The sequence below is a fragment of the Aquincola agrisoli genome (genome assembly GCF_036621135.1).
Classification (GTDB): Bacteria; Pseudomonadota; Gammaproteobacteria; order Burkholderiales; family Burkholderiaceae_C; genus Aquincola; species Aquincola agrisoli.
This window is the reverse complement of record NZ_JAZIBG010000053.1, coordinates 1-17,148: the sequence shown is the minus strand read 5'-3', so window position 1 is coordinate 17,148 and position 17,148 is coordinate 1. Positions and strand designations below refer to the sequence as shown.

The 17,148-nt window shown below is 75.0% G+C and carries 9 protein-coding genes; 6 read left to right on the top strand and 3 right to left on the bottom strand.

Going from position 1 to position 17,148, the window contains the following annotated elements; translation table 11 throughout:
* The first annotated feature begins 2 nt into the window (after nucleotides 1–2).
* The 3 genes from V4F39_RS24140 to V4F39_RS24130 are packed head-to-tail and all read left to right on the top strand — an operon-like array spanning nucleotide 3 to nucleotide 10,617.
* Nucleotides 3–8,000 (top strand): amino acid adenylation domain-containing protein, encoded by a 7,998-nt coding sequence (locus tag V4F39_RS24140; RefSeq protein WP_332292676.1) that lies wholly within the window; start codon nucleotides 3–5, stop codon nucleotides 7,998–8,000.
* A 30-nt stretch (nucleotides 8,001–8,030) separates the two neighbouring features.
* Entirely contained in the window at nucleotides 8,031–9,269 is a 1,239-nt protein-coding gene (locus V4F39_RS24135; protein ID WP_332292675.1) for a ferredoxin reductase domain-containing protein, read from the top strand.
* A gap of 4 nt (nucleotides 9,270–9,273) precedes the next feature.
* Entirely contained in the window at nucleotides 9,274–10,617 is a 1,344-nt protein-coding gene (locus V4F39_RS24130) for an MATE family efflux transporter (RefSeq protein ID WP_332292674.1), read from the top strand.
* A gap of 13 nt (nucleotides 10,618–10,630) precedes the next feature.
* On the opposite strand, the gene V4F39_RS24125 is transcribed toward V4F39_RS24130, so the two are convergent.
* Nucleotides 10,631–11,692, bottom strand: a complete 1,062-nt coding sequence (locus tag V4F39_RS24125) for a serine hydrolase (RefSeq protein WP_332292673.1) — start codon at nucleotides 11,690–11,692, stop codon at nucleotides 10,631–10,633.
* Nucleotides 11,631–12,824 (bottom strand): serine hydrolase, encoded by a 1,194-nt coding sequence (locus V4F39_RS24120; RefSeq protein WP_332292672.1) that lies wholly within the window; start codon nucleotides 12,822–12,824, stop codon nucleotides 11,631–11,633. The genes V4F39_RS24125 and V4F39_RS24120 overlap by 62 nt, the downstream gene beginning before the upstream one ends.
* 122 nt (nucleotides 12,825–12,946) lie before the next feature.
* On the opposite strand from V4F39_RS24120, the gene V4F39_RS24115 reads away from it, so the two are divergent.
* Nucleotides 12,947–14,206 carry an EAL domain-containing protein gene (locus V4F39_RS24115; RefSeq protein WP_332292671.1) on the top strand — a complete coding sequence of 420 codons (1,260 nt, stop codon included), beginning with the start codon at nucleotides 12,947–12,949 and terminating at the stop codon, nucleotides 14,204–14,206.
* 58 nt (nucleotides 14,207–14,264) lie between these two features.
* Here V4F39_RS24115 and V4F39_RS24110 read toward each other — a convergent pair whose 3' ends face one another.
* The gene (locus V4F39_RS24110) at nucleotides 14,265–15,539 is read right to left on the bottom strand and encodes a M20/M25/M40 family metallo-hydrolase (RefSeq protein ID WP_332292670.1); all 1,275 of its coding nucleotides are present in this window, start codon (nucleotides 15,537–15,539) and stop codon (nucleotides 14,265–14,267) included.
* A gap of 226 nt (nucleotides 15,540–15,765) precedes the next feature.
* Between V4F39_RS24110 and V4F39_RS24105 the strand changes: the two genes are divergently transcribed.
* Both V4F39_RS24105 and V4F39_RS24100 read left to right on the top strand, forming a co-directional pair.
* Nucleotides 15,766–16,101, top strand: a complete 336-nt coding sequence (locus tag V4F39_RS24105; protein ID WP_332292669.1) for a hypothetical protein — start codon at nucleotides 15,766–15,768, stop codon at nucleotides 16,099–16,101.
* Between the two features lie 18 nt (nucleotides 16,102–16,119).
* Nucleotides 16,120–17,148 (top strand): hypothetical protein (locus tag V4F39_RS24100; RefSeq protein ID WP_332292668.1); only part of this gene is annotated, 1,029 nt, incomplete at its 3' end.

Sequence of the window (17,148 nt, the reverse complement as noted above, 5' to 3'; positions counted from 1 at the left end):
CGATGCCCGCTGCCATGCCGCCCTCGACGCCGACGTCCGCCTCCAACGCACCGCCCCCGCAGCGGCCCGACCGCCCGCAGGGCGTGGTGCCTGCCGCCGGGGCGGGCGCGCGCTACGCGCTGTCACCCGCGCAGCAGGGGCTGCTTTTCCATGCGCTGCTCTCGCCCGGCGAGCCGCTGTACTTCGAGCAGCGCTGGTGCGCGATCGACGGTCCGCTCGATGCGGCGGCGTTCCAGGCCGCCTGGCAACAGGTGCTCGATGCGCACGAGGCGCTGCGCAGCGGCTTCGTCTGGCGCGACGGCGAGGCGCCGTTCCAGCAGCCGGCGGCCGGCGCGGTGCTGCCGTGGGCGGTGCTCGACTGGCAGGCCCTCGACGACGCCGCGCAGGCCGCCGCCTTCGACACGCTGGTCGCCGACGACCGGGCGCGCGGCTTCGTGCCCGACGCGCCGCCGCTGATGCGCTGCACGCTGGCCGTGCTCGGGCCGCAGCGGCACCGCTTCGTCTGGAGCTACCACCACCTGCTGATGGACGGCTGGTCGAACGCGCTGGTGATCGCCGAGGTGCTGGCGCGCTACGAGGCGCTGCGGCGCGGCGAGGCGCCGAGCCTGCCGCCCGCGCGGCCGTACCGCGAGCACATCGCGTGGCTGCAGCGCCAGGACCGTGGCGCCGCCGAGCACCACTGGCGCGAGGCGCTCGGCGCCGTCCAGGCCCCGACGCCGCTGCCGTGGCTGCGGGCCGCGGCACCGGGCGCCGGTGGCCCGCCCGGCGAGGCGACGCTGGTGCTGCCGGCGGATGACACGGCCGCGCTGGAGGCCTTTGCGCGCGACCAGCGGCTCACGCTCAACACGCTGGTGCAGGGCGCGTGGGCGCTGCTGCTGGCCCGCGCGAGCGGCCAGGCGGAGGTGCTCTTCGGCGCCGCCGTGGCCGGCCGCCCGCCCACGCTGGCCGACACCGAGCGCCGCATCGGCCTGTTCATCGCCACGGTGCCGGTGCCCGTGGCCGTGCCGCCGCAGGCGGCGCCGCTGCCGTGGCTGCAGGCGCTGCAGGCCGGCCTGCGGGCGCACGAGCAGCACGCCCACCTGGGCCTGGCCGAGGTGCAGCGGCTGACGCCCGTGCCGGGCGGCACGCCGCTGTTCGACAGCGTGCTGGTGTTCGAGAACTACCCGCTGTCGAGCGCGGCCGCGCTCGCGTCCGCCACCGGCACGCTGCGCCTGCACGGCGTGGGCGGCTTCGAGCGCACCCACTACCCGCTCGCGCTGATGGTGCTGCCCGGCGAGCGGTTGACGCTGGTGCTGCGGCACGACACGCACCGGCTGCCGGGGCCGATGGCCGGCCACCTGCTGCGGCAGGTCGCCGCACTGCTGCGCGGCCTGGCGCGGCCCGGCGTGCGCCGGCTGGCCGACCTGCCGGCGTTGGACGCCGAAGCCGCCGCCGCGCTGGCAGCGGCGGGCACGGGCCCACTGCCCGCCCCGGCGCTGCGCTGCGTGCACGCATCGATCGCCGCGCGCGCCGCGGCCGATGGCGAGGGCATCGCGCTCGTCTTCGAACCGGGGTCCGGCGAAGGCACCGCCGCCGCGGGCGGTGCGCACGGCGCCTGGACCTACAGCGCGCTGGAGGCAGCGGCCAACCGCCTGGCGCGTCACCTGCGTGCGCAGGGCGTGGGCCGCGGCGCGCGCGTGGGCGTGTGCGTGCCGCGCTCGCCGCAACTCGTGGTGGCGTTGCTCGCGGTGTGGAAGGCGGGCGCGGCCTACGTGCCGCTCGATCCGCTGCACCCGCCGGCGCGGCGCGCCCTCGTCGCGTCGCGCGCGGGGCTGGCGCGGCTGGTGGTCGCGGGCGGGGTGCAAGCCGCGGACGATGCCGCCGGCGTGCCGGTGACCGACCTCGACGCCGAGGCCGGCGCCATCGCCGCGTGGCAGGCGGACGATCCCCGCGTGCCGCTGGGCCTACGGGACCCGGCCTACCTGATGTTCACCAGCGGCAGCACCGGCACGCCCAAGGGCGTGGCGGTCAGCCACGGCGCGCTGGCCAACCACCTGGCCAGCATGGCCGCGGCGCCCGGGCTCCAGGCCGGCCAACGCCTGCTGGCGCTGACCACCGTGGCCTTCGACATCGCCGGCCTCGAGCTGTGGCTGCCGCTGGTGCAGGGCGGCCGGCTGGTGCTCGCCTCGGCCGAGGTGGCGCGCGATGCGGCGCAGCTTGCGCGGCAGATCGAGCGCCACCGGATCGATGTGATGCAGGCCACGCCGGCCACCTGGCAGCTGCTGCGCGACGCCGCCTGGCCGGGGGCGCCGGGGCTGCGCGCCTGGGTCGGCGGCGAGGCGCTGGAAGCGGCCCTGGCCCGCTGGCTGCTCGGCCGCTGTGCGGCGGTCTGGAACCTCTACGGCCCGACGGAGACGACGATCTGGTCGACCGCGCTGCGGCTGCAGCCGGCGCTGCTCGCGCCCGGCGAGGCGGTGCCGATCGGCGGCCCGATCGCCGACACGCGGCTGGTGGTGCACGACGCGCACGGCCAGCCGGCCCCGGTGGGCCTGCCCGGCGAGCTGCTGATCGGCGGCGCGGGCGTGGCCGAAGGCTATGCGGACCAGCCGGGGCTGACCGCGCAGGCCTTCGTTCCGGATGCCGCCGGGCAGGGCGGCCGGTTGTACCGCACCGGCGATCTGGTGCGCTGGCGTACCGATGGGCTGCTGGACTTCCTCGGCCGCGCCGACCACCAGGTCAAGCTGCGCGGCCACCGCATCGAGCTGGGCGAGATCGAAGCGCTGCTGTCGCAGCAGCCGGGCGTCGCGCAGGCCGCCGTGCTGCTGCGCCGCGACCTGCCGGGCGGGCCCGGGCTGGTCGCCTACCTGCGCCCGGCGGCCGGGCCCGCGGCGCCGCCGGACCCGGCCGTGCTGCGCGCCGCGCTGCAGGCGCGCCTGCCGGCCTACATGCTGCCGGCGCACTGGCAGCTGCTGCCGCAGCTGCCGCTGACGCCCAACGGCAAGGTCGACCGCCGCGCGCTGCCGCTGCCCGACACGGCGGCGTCACCGCCGTCGCCCGCCGGGGCCGCCGGCGCGGACGATCCGCTGCAGGCGCTGGTGGCCGGCGTGTGGGCCGAGGTGCTGGGCCGGCCGCTGCCGCCCGGCGCGCAGGACGACTTCTTCGCGCTGGGCGGCCATTCGCTCACCGCCACGCGCGCCGCCGCCCGGCTGCAGGCGCTGCGCCCCGGCGGGCCGGCGGTGCCGCTGCGGCTGCTGTTCGAGCATCCGCGGCTGGCCGACTTCGTCGCCGCGCTGCGGCAGGCGCAGGGCGGCACGGTGCTGCCGCCTGTGGAGCGCGGCGCCGACGATGCCCCGGTGCTGCCGCTGCCGTCGCAGCACCGGCAGTGGCTGGTCGCGCAGTTCGCGCCGGCGAGCCGCGCCTACACCATCGGCCTGCAGGTCGTGCTGCAGGGCGCGCTCGACGAGGCCGCGCTGCAGGGCGCGCTGCAGTCGCTGGTCGACCGCCACGAGGCGCTGCGTACCGGCTTCTCGGCCGACGACGGCCAACTGGCCGCCACCGTGTGGCCGGCGCTGCCGCTGCCGCTGCAGCGCATCGACCTGGCCGGCGGCGCGCCGCAGGCGCTCGACGATGCCGTGCGGGCCGAGCTGGCGCGGCCCTTCGACCTGGGCCGGCCGCCGCTGCTGCGCGCGACGCTGCTGCGCACCGCGGCCGAGCGGCACGTGCTGCTGCTCGCGCTGCACCACATCGTGGCCGACGATGCCTCCATCGGCGTGCTGGCGCGCGAGCTGGCGGCGGCCTACGGCGCCCGCCGCAGCGGCAGCGCCGCCGATGCACCCGCCCCCGCACCCGCACCCGCGCTGCGCTGCCGCGACGTGGCGGCCTGGCAGCGCGGGCTCGATCTCTCGTCGCAGCGTGCCCACTGGCACGCGCTGCTGCACGACGCGCCCGCGCCGCAGCGCCTGGCGATCGAGCGGCAGGGCGCGCCTGCCGCGGCGGCGGCGCAGGCGCCCGCGCCCGGCGCCGCGGGCCGCCACCTGCAGCGCCTGCCTGCGCAACACATGCAAGCGCTGCAGGCGCTGGCGCAGGCCCACGGGGCCACGCCCTACATGGTGATGCTCGCCGGCCTGGCCGTGCTGCTGCAGCGCTACGGCGCGGGCGACGACCTGGTCGTCGGCAGCCCCGTCGCGGGCCGCCCCCGCACCGGCCAGGCGGCGGTCGACGAGCTCGTGGGCATGTTCGTCAACACCCTGCCGCTGCGCCTGGCGCTGGGCGGCCGGCCGACGGTGGCGGCGCTGCTCGCGCGCGTGCGCCGCAGCACGCTCGACGCCTGGGAGCACCAGGACCTGCCCTTCGAGCAGATGCTCGACGCGCTGCCCGCCGCGCGGCGGCAGGAGGGCCTGTTCGACGTGATGTTCAGCGTGCAGAACGCGCACGGCGTGCTGCCCGCGGCGGTGCTGCACGGCGGCCTCGTGTGGCAGCCGCAGCCGGTGCCCGTGCAGGAGGCCAAGTTCCCGCTGGGCCTGGCGCTGCGGCCGGCGGTGCCGGGCGAGGACGGGGAGGGCGGCGACCCCGGCGCCTGGATCGCGGCCTGGGAGTTCGATGCCGCGCGCTTCGAGCCCGCGGCCGTCGAGCGCATGGCCGGCCACTGGGCCGAGCTGCTCTCGCAGATGGCACGCGACCCCGCGCAGCCGGTCGCCGCGCTGGGCCTGCTGACCCCGGCCGAGGCCGCGCAGATCGCGGCGTGGAGCCGCCCGCTGCCCGACGCGGGGCCGCCGCCGGTGCTGCCCGAGGGCACGCTGGAGGCTGCCTTCCTGCGCCAGGCGGCCGCCACGCCGCTCGCCGTCGCGCTGATCGACGGCGAGCGGCAGTGGCGCTACGCCGAGCTGGCCGCGGCCTCCGGCCGGCTGGCGGCGCAGTTGCAGGCCGAGGGCGCGCAGGCCGGCGGCTTCGTCGGGCTGTGGGGCGAGCGCTCGGCCGAGGCCATCGTCGGCATGCTGGCGATCCTGCAGGCCGGCGGCGCCTATGTGCCTTTCGATCCGCAGGCGCCCGCGCCGCGGCTGGCGGCGCTGGCCGCCCAGACCGGGCTGGCCTGGGTGCTGTCGCCGCGGGCCGGCTGCGCCGCCGCGCTGCAGGCCGAGCAGGGCGGCCGCGGCACGCCGCCGCTGCGCGAATGGGTGGTCGACCTCGACGCCCTCGCGGCGCCGGACGGGCCCGCCGACCGTGCGCCGTCGCTGCCCCCGCGGGCGGCGGCCGAGCGCCTGGCCTACGTGATGCTGACCTCCGGCACCACCGGCGGCCCCAAGGCCGTGGGCACGCCGCACCGCGGCGTCCTGCGGCTGGTGCAGTCGCCCGGCTACGTGCGGCTCGGTGCCGGCGAGGTCCTGCTGCAGGCCGCGCCGCTTGCCTTCGATGCGGCCACCTTCGAGGTCTGGTCCGCGCTGCTGCACGGCGGCACGCTGGTGGTGGCGCCGTTCGCGACGCTCGATGCGCTGGAGGGCCTGATCCGCCGCCACCGCGTCTCCACGATGTGGCTCACCGCGGGGTTGCTGCAGCTCCTGGTGGACGAGCGGCTCCAGGCGCTGGAAGGCGTGCGCCAGCTGCTCGCGGGCGGCGACGTGCTCTCCGCGCCCCACGTGGCCCGGCTGCTGGCCGCCTGGCCGGGGCTGCGGCTGGTCAACGGCTACGGGCCGACCGAGACCACCACTTTCGCCTGCTGCCACGAGGTGACCGCGGCCGACGCGGCCTCGGGCCGCATTCCGATCGGCCGGCCGATCGTCCACACCCGCGTGCAGGTGCTCGACGAGGCGGGCCTGCCGGTGCCCGTGGGCCTGCCGGGCGAGCTGCACATCGGCGGCGCCGGCGTGGCGCGCGGCTACCTCGGGCGGCCCGCCGCCACGGCCGAGGCCTTCGTGCCCGACCCGGCCTGCGGCCTGGAGGACGCCGATGGCGGCGAGGCCGCGCAGGTGCTCTACCGCACCGGCGACCTGGTGCGCTGGCGCGCCGACGGCGTGCTGGAGTTCCTCGGCCGCAACGACCGGCAGGTCAAGCTGCGCGGCTTCCGCATCGAGCCGGCCGAGATCGAGCAGCGCCTCGTGCAGCACCCGGCCGTGCTGGAAGCGGTGGTGCAGCCCGTGCTCGATGCGCAGGGCCGCCAGCGGCTGGCGGCCTGGCTCGTCGGGCAGCCGGTGCTGAGCCCGCGGCAGCGGGTGGGTGCCGCGGCACTGCGGCAATGGGTGGGGCAGGCGCTGCCCGAGCCCTGCGTGCCGGCGCGCTTCGTCTGGGTCGACGCGCTGCCGCTCACGCCCAACGGCAAGGTCGACCGCGCCGCGCTGCCCGCGCCGTGGCCCGCCGCGGCGCCGGCCGAGGACGCCGAGGGTGACGAGGCCGTCGACGCCGTGGCGCAAGCACCGCAGGCGCCGGCCGCCGGCCGCACCGCGCTGCGGCTGCAGGCGCTGTGGCGCACGCTGCTGCACGACCGCGTGCCGGGGCTGGACGACAACTTCTTCGACCTGGGCGGCGACTCGATCATCGCGATGCAGATCGCCGCGCGCGCCAGCGCCGCGGGCCTGCCGCTGTCGCCGGCGCAGGTGTTCGAGCACCCGACGATCACCGCGCTCGCCGCGGTGATCGACGCCCGGCGGGCCGAGGCCGCCGCGCTGGCGCCGCCCGATGCGCCACGCGGGGAGGGCGAGGTGCCGCTGACGCCGATCCAGCACTGGTTCTTCGCGCAGCGGCCGGCGAACCCGTCGCACTTCAACCAGGCGGTGTGCATGGCCCTGCCGGCGGGCGTGGACCGCGCCGCGCTGCAGGCCGCGCTTGACGCCGTGGCCGCCCGGCACGACGCCCTGCGGCTGCGCTTCTCGCAGGCCGGCGAAGGCTGGCGGGCGCGGCTGGCCGAGCACGATGCGCAGGCGCCGATCGAATGGAGCGACCTCACGCCGCTGGCGCCCGCCGCGCAGGACGCCGCCTTCGAGCAGGCCGGTGCGGCCCTGCAGGCGGGGCTCGACATCGGCCGCGGCCCGCTGCTGCGCGTCGCGGCCTTCGACCTCGGGCCGCGCGGGCTGCGGCTGCTGGCCGTCGTGCACCACCTGGTGGTCGACGGCGTGTCGTGGCGCGTGCTCCTGGCCGAGTGGCGGCAGGCTTTCCAGCAGGCCGCGCTGGGCGGTGTGCCGGCGCTCGGCCCGCGCCCGCCCGGGCCCCAGGCCTGGGCCGCGCGGCTGCCCGCCCAGCTCGCTGCCGCGCAGGCGGACCTGCCGTTCTGGCAGGCGCAGGCCGAGGGCGGGGCAGGGCCGGTGCTGCCGCTCGACGGGCCGGCCTCGGCCTGCGACGACGCGCTGCAGGCCGATGCGCGGGTGCTGCGCCGGCGCCTGGCGCCGGGCCCGACGCAGCGGCTGCTGCAGCACCCGCAGCCGGTGCCGCTGATGCTCGCCGCGCTGCTGCGGGCGCTGGCCCCGTGGACCGGCGCCCGCGAGGCGCTGCTGGCGCTGGAGTCGCACGGCCGCGACGAGGCCGAGGGCTTTGCCGGCAGCGTCGGCTGGTTCACTGCCCTGCACCCGCTGCGGCTGCAGCTCGGTGCGCCCGGCGGCACCCGCGAGGCGCTGGACGCCGTGGCCCGACAATGCCGGGCCGTGCCCGGCCAGGGCCGCAGCTGGGGCCTGCTGCGCTGGCTGGGTGGCCACGCGGCGCTGGCCGCGCAGCCGCAGATCGCCTTCAACTACCTCGGCCAGCTGCCCGGCGGCGCCGCGGACGGCGGCGGCCTGCCCTGGCGGCGCGAGGCGGTGCCCGGCCCGCTGCAGGCGCCGGCCAACCGCAGCCCGCACCTGATCGAGGCCAACTGCTGGATCGAGGACGGCTGCTGGACGCTGGCCTGGCAGTACGCAGGCCGGCACCTCGGCGAGGCGGCGATGTCGGCGGTGGCCGACCGGTTCGCCGGCGAGATCGGCGTCCTGCTGGAGGCGACGGTGGTCGAGGCCGACGGCGGCGACCTGGCCGCCGCGCTGGCGCAGGTGAGTTTTGAATAAGGTTCGCTTTACAACATGACGGAAGCCAGGATGCAGCCCCCGCGCGGCCCGCTGCGCGAGATGGCGACGATCGCCGCCCACCATGCGGTGCACTGCGTATTGCCGCTGACGCTGCGCCTGCGCCGCCGGCTGGCGCGCTGCGGCTACGAGCGGCTGCTCGTGGCCTACCGGCTCGACTTCCTGCGCCGCCACCGCGCCCACCCCGAGGGCGTCGCCTACCGGCTGGTGGATGCGCAGCCGGTGGCGCGGGGCGTGCAGGCCTACCGGCTGCAGGCGCCGCCGGGCGTGCGGCACCGCGGGGGCGACACGCTGCTCGTGCGCTGGCGCAATGCCGACGACGAGGTGCAGGCGATGCTGCGGACGATGGGCTGGCGCGGCGACGAGCCGGTGCGCCTGCGCACCGCCAGCTCGGCCTTCGCGCCGGGGCGGCGGCGCACCGTCGACGTGGCGACCGCGCTGCGCGAGATCGTCGACTTCCGCGCCGCGCTCGAACTGGGCGCGGTGCAGGCGGTGCCGGGGCAGCCGCCCGGGGTGCTGGGCGCGTGGCCACGCCTGCAGCCGCGCAGCTACTCGGTCAGCGGCATCGCGCCGGCGCCGCAGGGCGAGGTCGTCGAGATCCTGGTCAGCACGGTCGAGCAGACGCTGCGCTCGGTCGACGGCAGCGCCGCCACCTGGCCGGGCCGCTGCAGCGGCCACCTGGCCCGGCTGCGGCCGGGCATCGACGAGCTGCACGGCTGGCCGCTGGCGTTCCCGCTGGCGCTGCAGCCGCGGCCGGCGGCGCCGCTGCTCGTCGTGGCCACCGGCATCGCCGCCGCGGGCCCGCTGTTCGAGCTGCGGCACCGGCCGCCGCAGGGGCCGGTGTGGCTGGTGTGCGGGCTGCGGCAGTTCGACGCCGGCCAGCCCTTCACGCGGCGGCTGCTCGAGCACGCCGCGGCCCACCCCGCGCTGCGGCTCGACATCGCGCTGTCGCGCGCCGACGCGCCGCCGGCCGGCGACCTGCCGCCCAACGTGCCGCCCAACGTGCACCTGCACGGCCGCTGCCGCGTGCAGGACGTGCTGCAGGCCGAGGCCGCGCGCTTCGACGCCCACTTCCGCGAAGGCGGCGACACCGTGGTGATCGGCCACACCAGCATGGGCGACGACGTGCGCGCCTGGCTGCGCCGCGCCTTCGTCGCCGGCGGCCAGTCCGCGGACGAGGCGCAGGCCGCCGCGCTGCTCGTGCAACTCGAACAACAACTGCGCGTGCAGTACTCCCTTTCCGGCCGCTGACCCCATGAACCGACACGGCACCAAGACGCTGTTCCAGCTCTGCTATCCGCTCTTCCTGAACGGCTTCCTGTCGCTGGCGGTCACGCTGGCCGACCAGATGATCATCAGCAGCTACTCCGATGCGGCGGCCGCGGCCATCAGCATCGCCAACCAGGTGCTGGGCGTCGCCTACGACCTGTCGGGGCTGCTGGCGGTGGGCGGCGTCATCCTCGTCGCGCGCAGCCTGGGCGCCGGCGACGAGGCGCGGGCGCGCCAGATCGCCAACGTCGCGATCGTCGCCAACGCGGCGCTGAGCCTGCTCATCGCGCTGGTGCTGGTGCCCGCGGGGCCGCTGGTGCTGTCGATGATCAACACGCCGCCGGAGATCGTCGGCGATGCACGGGTCTACATCCACGTGATCGCCGCGGCGATGGTCTTCAACGGCTTCTTGTCGGCGGCGGTGGCGGTGCTGCGGGCGTTCGGCCACGTGAAGGCGATCCTGCTGCTGGGCGTGTTCGCCAACGTGCTCTACATCGGGCTGGAGTACGCGCTGATCCACGGCTGGGGGCCGGTGCCCAGCCTGGGCGTGTTCGGCTCCGCTCTGGCGACGCTGGCGGTGCGGGTCACCGGCGTGCTGCTGCTGGTGTGGATCCTCGCGCGGCGGCTGCAGCTGCAGCGCCGCAGCGGGCTGGCGGCGCGGGCCTGGGCAGCGCTGGTGCGGCGGCTCTTCATGCTCTCGTACCCCAGCGTGCTCGACAACATGGCCTACGCGTTCTGCCAGCTCATCTTCGTCGGCTTCATCGCCGGCCTGGGCGTCAGCGCGGTGCTGGGCCGCTCGTACACCCTGTCGCTCACCGCGTTCCTGTCGCTGATCGTGATGACCATCAGCCAGGGCAACGAGGTGATGGTGGGCTGGCGCGTCGGCGCCGGCGACGCCGCCGCGGCGCGGGCGCGCGCGCTGCGCTCGGCGGCCATCGCGGCGGTGCTGGCGACCGCGCTCGCCGTGGTGCTCTACCTGTTCGCGCGGCCGCTGATCGGCCTGTTCACCGCCAACGAGGAGGTGCACGCCTCGGCGCGGCAGCTGCTGCTGCTGAGCATCTTCCTGCAGCCGGTGACGGCGCTGAACATGGTGCTGTTCAACTCGCTGAAGGCCGCGGGCGACGTGCTTGCGCCGGTGGTCGCGAGCCAGCTCGTGATGTGGCTGGTCGCGCTGCCGCTCGCCTGGGTGCTGACCCGGCACCACGGGATGGGTGTGGCCGCGCTGTGGATCGTCTTCATCGTCGAGGAGACGCTGAAGTCCGCCTACATGCTGCACCGCTGGCTGCGCGGGCGCTGGCAGCCGATGGGGCTGGCCGCCGCCGCGGCCTGACCGGCGCCGCGGCTCAGCGCCGGGGCTGGCGGCCCGGCAGCATCGTCGCGGTGATCGCGCGGCCCACCTGCTCGAACAGGCGCGCCGCGTCCTTGTGCTCGTCGAGGTCCTCCGCGCAGGCGGCCACGACGATCGCCGCGCGGCCGCCGTCCTGCGGCTCGATCACGCCCATGTGGCAGGCACGCCGGAACTGCGTGCCGGTCTTGTGGATGAAGCGCACCGAGCGCGGCAGCCCCGCCTCGAGGCGGTAGGCGTCGTAGCTGCCGATCTTCAGGTCGGTGAACAGCCGCTCGGTGTGCGCGGGCGACAGCAGCTTGCCGCGCACCAGCTGCTCCAGCATGCCGCCGTAGCCCTGCAGCGTCGCGGCGTTGAGCCCGCGCTCGTAGTAGCGGCGGTAGGCCTCGTCGAGCGTGGGCACCTGCAGCGCGGACTTGTCCTTGCCCAGCGCGCGGCGCAGCGCCTCGACCCGCTGCGGGCCCAGCGGCGCCGCGGCGATCTCCACCAGTTGCCGGTTGCGCAGCCGGCGGGCGTCGGGGTGCAGCTCGGCGTAGACGTCGTAGCGCACCTGGGTGAAGGTGGTCAGGCGCTCGAAGCCCCGGCCCAGCATTGCCTTGGCACGCTCGTTGAGCCGCTCCTCGCCGATGCTGCGCACCAGCATGTTGGCGGCGGTGTTGTCGCTGGCCATCAGCATGCCGCGCAGCAGCGACTGCAGCGTGTGGCCCGTGCCTGCGCCCTGCCATACCAGCGGCCCGGAGCCGTCGACCTTGTCGGTCTCCTGCAGGCGCAGCGTGTCGCCCAGCCGGCGGCGGCCGGCCTCGACCTCCTGCAGCACGGCGATGGCGATCGGCAGCTTGGCCGACGACGCCAGGTACCACGGACGGTCCGCTTGGTAGGACAGCGTCTCGCCTGTGTCGAGCCGCTTGACGTAGAGCCCGAGGCGGCCGGGCGCGGCCTGGTCGATGCGCTCGACCTGCTGCTGCAGCCGCCCGGCCCAGCCGTCCTCCTGGGCCAGGCTAGCGCTCGTCAGCGCCAGGGCCAGGCAACACGCTCGGAAGGCTGCGGCAAGAGGGGTCATGGAGTTTCCCGTGGGTAAGGAGGCCGGAGGCGCAGATCGCCTCGCCGACCTGCCGCAACACACGTTCCGAGCGGTCGAGCGAGGGTTCGCCGCGCACGCAGGCGGCCACGACGATGCGCTGGTCGGGGCCGGGCCGCGGCACGGTGATGACGCCGGAGTCGCAGATACGGGCACGCTGCGTGCCCGTCTTGTGCGCGAACCTCACTTGCGGGGGGAGCCCGGCGCGGATGCGGCGCGGGCCGGTCTTCACGCCGTCCATCACGCCCAGCAGGTAGGCGGTGTAGGCGGCGCCGAGCGCCTTGCCCTCGACCAGCAGCGCGAGCAGTTCGCCGTAGGCGTCCAGCCGGCCGGAGTTGAGGCCGCTCGCGTAGTAGGCGTCGTAGGCCTCGCCGAGGCTGCGCAGCCGGAAGCCCGAGGCCGGCACCTGCAGCAGCAGGGCGAGCGTCTTCATGCGGTCGGCATCGGTGCGCTGCGCCTTCAGCACGAGGAAGTCGTGGCCCGACAGGTGCGCCGCGCCCGGGTCGAGCTGGCCGTAGGCCTGCCGGCGCACGTCGGCCAGGCTGGTGATGCGCTCGAAGCCCTTTGGCACGAGCGACGCGACCAGCGCATTGACCTCGCGGATGCCGACCAGCCCGATCAGCATGTCGCTGGCGGTGTTGTCGCTGTAGACGATCATCTGCTCCAGCAGGTAGCGGATCGTCAGCGCCTCGCCGGCGGCGTGGCGGTTGGTGGCGCCGGCACCGTCGACGTAGTCGCCCGCGCGCAGGGTGAGGGTGGTCTCCAATGTGTAGTCGCCGCGCTCCACGCCGCGCAGCACCGCGATTGCGACGGGCACCTTCACCGTCGAGGCGAGGTACCAGGGCTCCTGCCCATGCAGCGACACCGAGGCCCCGGAGGACAGGTCGCGCACGTAGACGCCGACGCCCGCGCTGCGCCGCGAGCCCTCGAGCTGGCGCTCGATGCGCTGCAGCTCGGCTTGCAGGCGCTGCGTCCAGCCCGGTGCGGGGGCGGCGCCCGCGCGCGGCGCCGCGGCCATCATCAGGACCACCACGGCAGGCAAGGCGCCCAGGGCACTGCGTGCCAGGGACCGGACGAAGCGGCGGGCGGCGAACGGGGCAAAGCGGCGATGCATCGGCGGTACGACCGCAAAACCCGCCGGGCGTGCGGCGCGGGATGTAACGGTGCGCAAGCAGCCCCGGATGCAGCAGCTCGTAACGACGCTCAAATCCACCGCCAGGTGCCCGATATGACCCCATGCAGTACGAGAGCGTCGTCGGGGGCGGGGTGTACACGCTGTCGTCGGCCTTCCAGCCCATCTTCAGCCTGGCCCACCGCCGGCTGGTGGGCCACGAGGCCCTGTTGCGGGCCACCGACGCCGGCGGCGCGGCCGTGGCGCCGCGCGAGCTGTTCCGCCGCTGCCGCTCGGCCGCCGAATCGCGGGTGATCGACGAGGACGCCCGCCGCCTGCATGTGGCGACCTTCGCCGCGCGGCCCCGGCCGGCGGAGTGGCTGTTCGTCAACGTCGATGCGTCGGCTTTCGTGGCCGGCGACGGCGAGGCGGCCGGCGACGCCCTGCTCGACGCCGTGACCTCGGCGGGCGTGCCGCCGCAGCAGGTCGTGCTGGAGCTGCTGGAGGACGCGATCCCCGACCGGGTCGACGTGCTCCGGGCGGTGCGGCGGCTCAAGGCCCGCGGCTTCCTGATCGCGCTCGACGACTTCGGCGCGGGCCATTCCAACCTCGACCGCGTCTTCGCGCTCGAGCCGACCTTCGTCAAGCTCGACCGCAGCGTGGTCAAGCGAGCGGCGCGCAGCGAGACGGTGCGTCGCGTGACGACGCAGGTGGTCTCGCTGCTGCACGAGTGCGGGGCGCTGGTCGTGATGGAGGGCATCGAGCGCGCCGACGAGGCCGCGATCGCGCTCGATTCCGACGCGGACTTCGTCCAGGGCTACCACTTCGCCCGACCGGGCCCGCTGGCACCGCCGGGGCAGGCCTGGCCGGTCATCGACGCGGTGTGGGCGCTGTGCGAGGAGCGCTGGTCCGGCCAGCGCGCGGACTACGACGACCGCCTGCGCCCCTACGTCGAGGCGATCGGCGCGGCCGGCGCGGCGCTGGCGGCGGGCGCACCTGCCGAGGCGGCCTGCGCGGCCTTTCTTGCGCTGGCCGAGGCCGACGTCTGCTACCTGCTGCACAGCGACGGCCGCCAGTGCGGCGCCAACCTCTCCTGGCGCCCGCGGGCGGTGGGCGACGCGCAGGCCGATCCATTCGCGCCGCTGCGCGACTCGTCGCAGGCACGCTGGTCGCGCCGCCCCTACTTCCGCCGCGCGGCCGAGTCGCCCGGCCAGGTGCAGGTGACGCGGCCGTACATGACGGTGCAGAGCCTGCGCATGTGCGTGACGCTGTCGGTGAGCTACGAACGCGGCGGCGAGCGCATGATCGTCTGCGGCGACGTCGAGTGGATGCCCGCCGCGGTGCGGCCTGACTTCGTCGCGACGACGGGCTACGCGTCGCTGTAAGCCGCATCGAGCCGGTGGCGCCGAGCCCCGCGGCCCCCGCAGCCATCAGTGCGGCAGCTCAACCGCCCCGCCGCCCCAGCACGGCGCGCAGGGTGATCTCCTGGCCCTGCCTCAGCAAGCCCACATCCACCTCGTCGCCTGGGCGGTGAGCCTGCAAAGCGTTGGTGAAGCCCTGCAGATCGCGGATGTCCTGCCCGCCCAGGCGGATGAGGACGTCTCCGCGCCGCATGCCCGCGCGGTCACCCGGCGAGCCCGGCGTGACGCCGCTGAGCAGCACGCCGCGCGGCACCGGGGAGAAGTCAGGCACCGTCCCCAGGTACGCCCGCGTGCCGTCGTTCGACAGGCGCGCCGGCTTCTCCTCGCCCGGCACGAACGTGAGCCGCGCTGCCGGATCGCCGAGCGTGCGAGCGAGGCCGGTCACCATCGCGGCCACCTTGTCGATGCCCGCCGCGTCGATCTTCTGCCAGTCGTCGGTGGCCTTGTGGTAGTCGGCATGCACGTTCGTGAACAGGTGGAGCACGGGCACGCCCTGCGCGTAGAACGAGGTGTGGTCGCTGAAGCCGTAGCCTTCGGGATGTTCCGCCAACCGGACACCGGCGGCACGGGCCTGGTATTGCAGCAGGGCCTGCCACTCCCGCGCCGTCCCGACGCCGTACACGATCAGTTCGTCATCGCCCAGGCGCCCGACCATGTCCATGTTGATCATCGCGCGCGCATGGCGCAGCGGGATCGTGGGCGACCGTACGAAGTACGCCGAGCCCAGCAGCCCGAGTTCCTCGCCGGTGAACGCCGTGAAGAGCACCGAACGCGCCGGCCGCTGCCCCTGCGCGAGCAGGGCCGCCACGCGCAGCATGGCGGAGATGCCCGAGGCGTTGTCGTCGGCGCCGTTGTGGACGGCACGTGTGTTGTCGAGCGAACTGAACGCGCCCCACCCGAGATGGTCGTAGTGCGCGCCGACCACGATGATCTCGTGTTTCAGCGACGGGTCGCTACCCTCCAGCAGCCCGACCACGTTGCGCCCGGTTCCCTGTGGCGCGTGCGGCTGCAGCGTCGATGCCAGCGGGACGTGCTGGAAATACGAGCCGTCCTCGCCCGCGCCGCGCAGCCCAATCGATGCCATGCGCGCCGCGATGAACTCGCCCGCGCAATGCTCTCCGTCGGACCCGGACATCCGTCCTTCCAGCGCATCGTCCGCCAGGTAGCGGACCGTCGCCAGCGGCTCGGTGAAGCCGGCCGCGATCTCTGCAGGGTTGGGGCAAGCGGGCCGCGTGGTCTCTTTCGTCGCGCACGCGGACAGGCCGCACAGCAGCACGGCGCACAGCATCGAAGCCATGCCGCCCCGATCAATTCGCAAGTTCATGAAGGGTTCCGGCTCGCCCTTCACGAGGATCGATCGCCGCAGTCGATGACGGGGGCCGAATCTTAGTGCGCGCAGCGTCGCTGGACACAAGCCGCAAGCGAACCCAAAAAAACCTCCAGGGTTGATTTTGGGCGGAGCCTTTTATCCTCGGCGCAGAACGTCGGCGGCTTAACGCACGACGATGCAAGGGAGACATCTGGTGTTCAGGGCAATTCATCTTCTGCAGGGCGGAATCGCCGCCTGCGCGCTCGCCTCATTCGCACATGCGGGCGCGCTTCCCCAAGAACCGGCTGCCGGCGTGGCCGTGACCCAGGTCGCGCATGCGCAGGCAACCTGCGCTTCGTGCCACGCAGGCACGGGTGGCGGCATGCCGAACCCCACGCTGCAGTCGCGCCAGGTCGACTCGCGGTGGATGCATGCGGTCGGCAGCGCCGGCAGGCCGGTGGCCGCCGGCGGCCCGCTGGTCACCGAAGAAGTCGCGCTCGCGGCTGCCTATCTGGCCTCGCCGACGGCCGCCCGCCGTGGCGGCATCTGAAGGCGGATCCACGACATGATGCAACGCACATTCGTCAGCACGGCATTGGCCTGCGCGGCTGCGCTCGTTCTAGGGTCGTCGCTCACTGCTGCACACGCGCAGAATCAGACGAGCACCGTCACCCCGCTGGCACCGGCCAGCGACCTGCCGTTCCGTGTAGAGGTGCGGCGGTTGGAGACCGCCGCGATGGCGCTGCCCACGCTGCACTCGTTCGCCGCCGCCGAATACGACGGCAAATGGATCCTGTTCGGCGGCCGCACGAACGGCATGCATGGCTTCGAAACCGCCACCCCTGCGCTGAATTTCCCGGCGTCGTCGCAGAACCTCGACGTCTGGGTCATCGACCCGGTGTCGCGGCAGACGTGGCGCCGTTCCCTGAGCGATGGCACGTCCGGCCTGAGCGCCGCCGCGATCACGGCGCTCAGCACGTCGCACGCGCAATCGGCGCAGAAGGGCGACCGCTTCTACATCGTTGGCGGGTACAGCATCGTCAGTGGCGCCAACGGAACGCTCAACACGCTGACGGCGATCAGCCTGCCGGGCATGCTCGCCTGGGCGATGGGCGGGCCCGGCACCGCGGCGCCGTTCGTGCGGCAGACCGCCGACCCGTTGTTGACCGTCACCGGCGGCCACATGCTTGAGCTGAACAACCGGATGCAGCTCATCATGGGCAACAACTTCGTGGGCGAATACCTGCCCACGCGCTCGGGGACCTACACCCGCCAGGTCCGTAGCTTCGACATCGTCGATGACGGCGTGACGGTGGCGGTGGCCAACTGGGCCTCGACGCCGACGAACAACAACTACCGCCGCCGCGACCTGAACGTGGTGCCGCAGATCCGGCCCGATGGCGCCAACGGCACCCTGACCGCGGCGGCCGCGCTTTCCGGTGTCTTTACCCCGACCGACGGGGCGTGGACGGTGCCGGTCGACATCGACCCGACCGGCACACCCTCCATGGCCAGCGCCGCTGCCGCGACGACGTTCAAGCAGGGCTTCAACGGCTACGAAACCGCATCGCTGGGGCTTTATGGCGCGGCAAGCCGC

Excerpts from the sequence above, each read along its gene's own strand:
- V4F39_RS24140 (WP_332292676.1), top strand. The coding sequence starts at position 3 with ATGCCCGCTGCCATGCCGCCCTCGACGCCGACGTCCGCCTCCAACGCA.
- V4F39_RS24135 (WP_332292675.1), top strand. The coding sequence starts at position 8,031 with ATGCAGCCCCCGCGCGGCCCGCTGCGCGAGATGGCGACGATCGCCGCC.
- V4F39_RS24130 (WP_332292674.1), top strand. The coding sequence starts at position 9,274 with ATGAACCGACACGGCACCAAGACGCTGTTCCAGCTCTGCTATCCGCTC.
- V4F39_RS24125 (WP_332292673.1), bottom strand. The coding sequence starts at position 11,692 with ATGACCCCTCTTGCCGCAGCCTTCCGAGCGTGTTGCCTGGCCCTGGCG.
- V4F39_RS24120 (WP_332292672.1), bottom strand. The coding sequence starts at position 12,824 with ATGCATCGCCGCTTTGCCCCGTTCGCCGCCCGCCGCTTCGTCCGGTCC.
- V4F39_RS24115 (WP_332292671.1), top strand. The coding sequence starts at position 12,947 with ATGCAGTACGAGAGCGTCGTCGGGGGCGGGGTGTACACGCTGTCGTCG.
- V4F39_RS24110 (WP_332292670.1), bottom strand. The coding sequence starts at position 15,539 with ATGGCTTCGATGCTGTGCGCCGTGCTGCTGTGCGGCCTGTCCGCGTGC.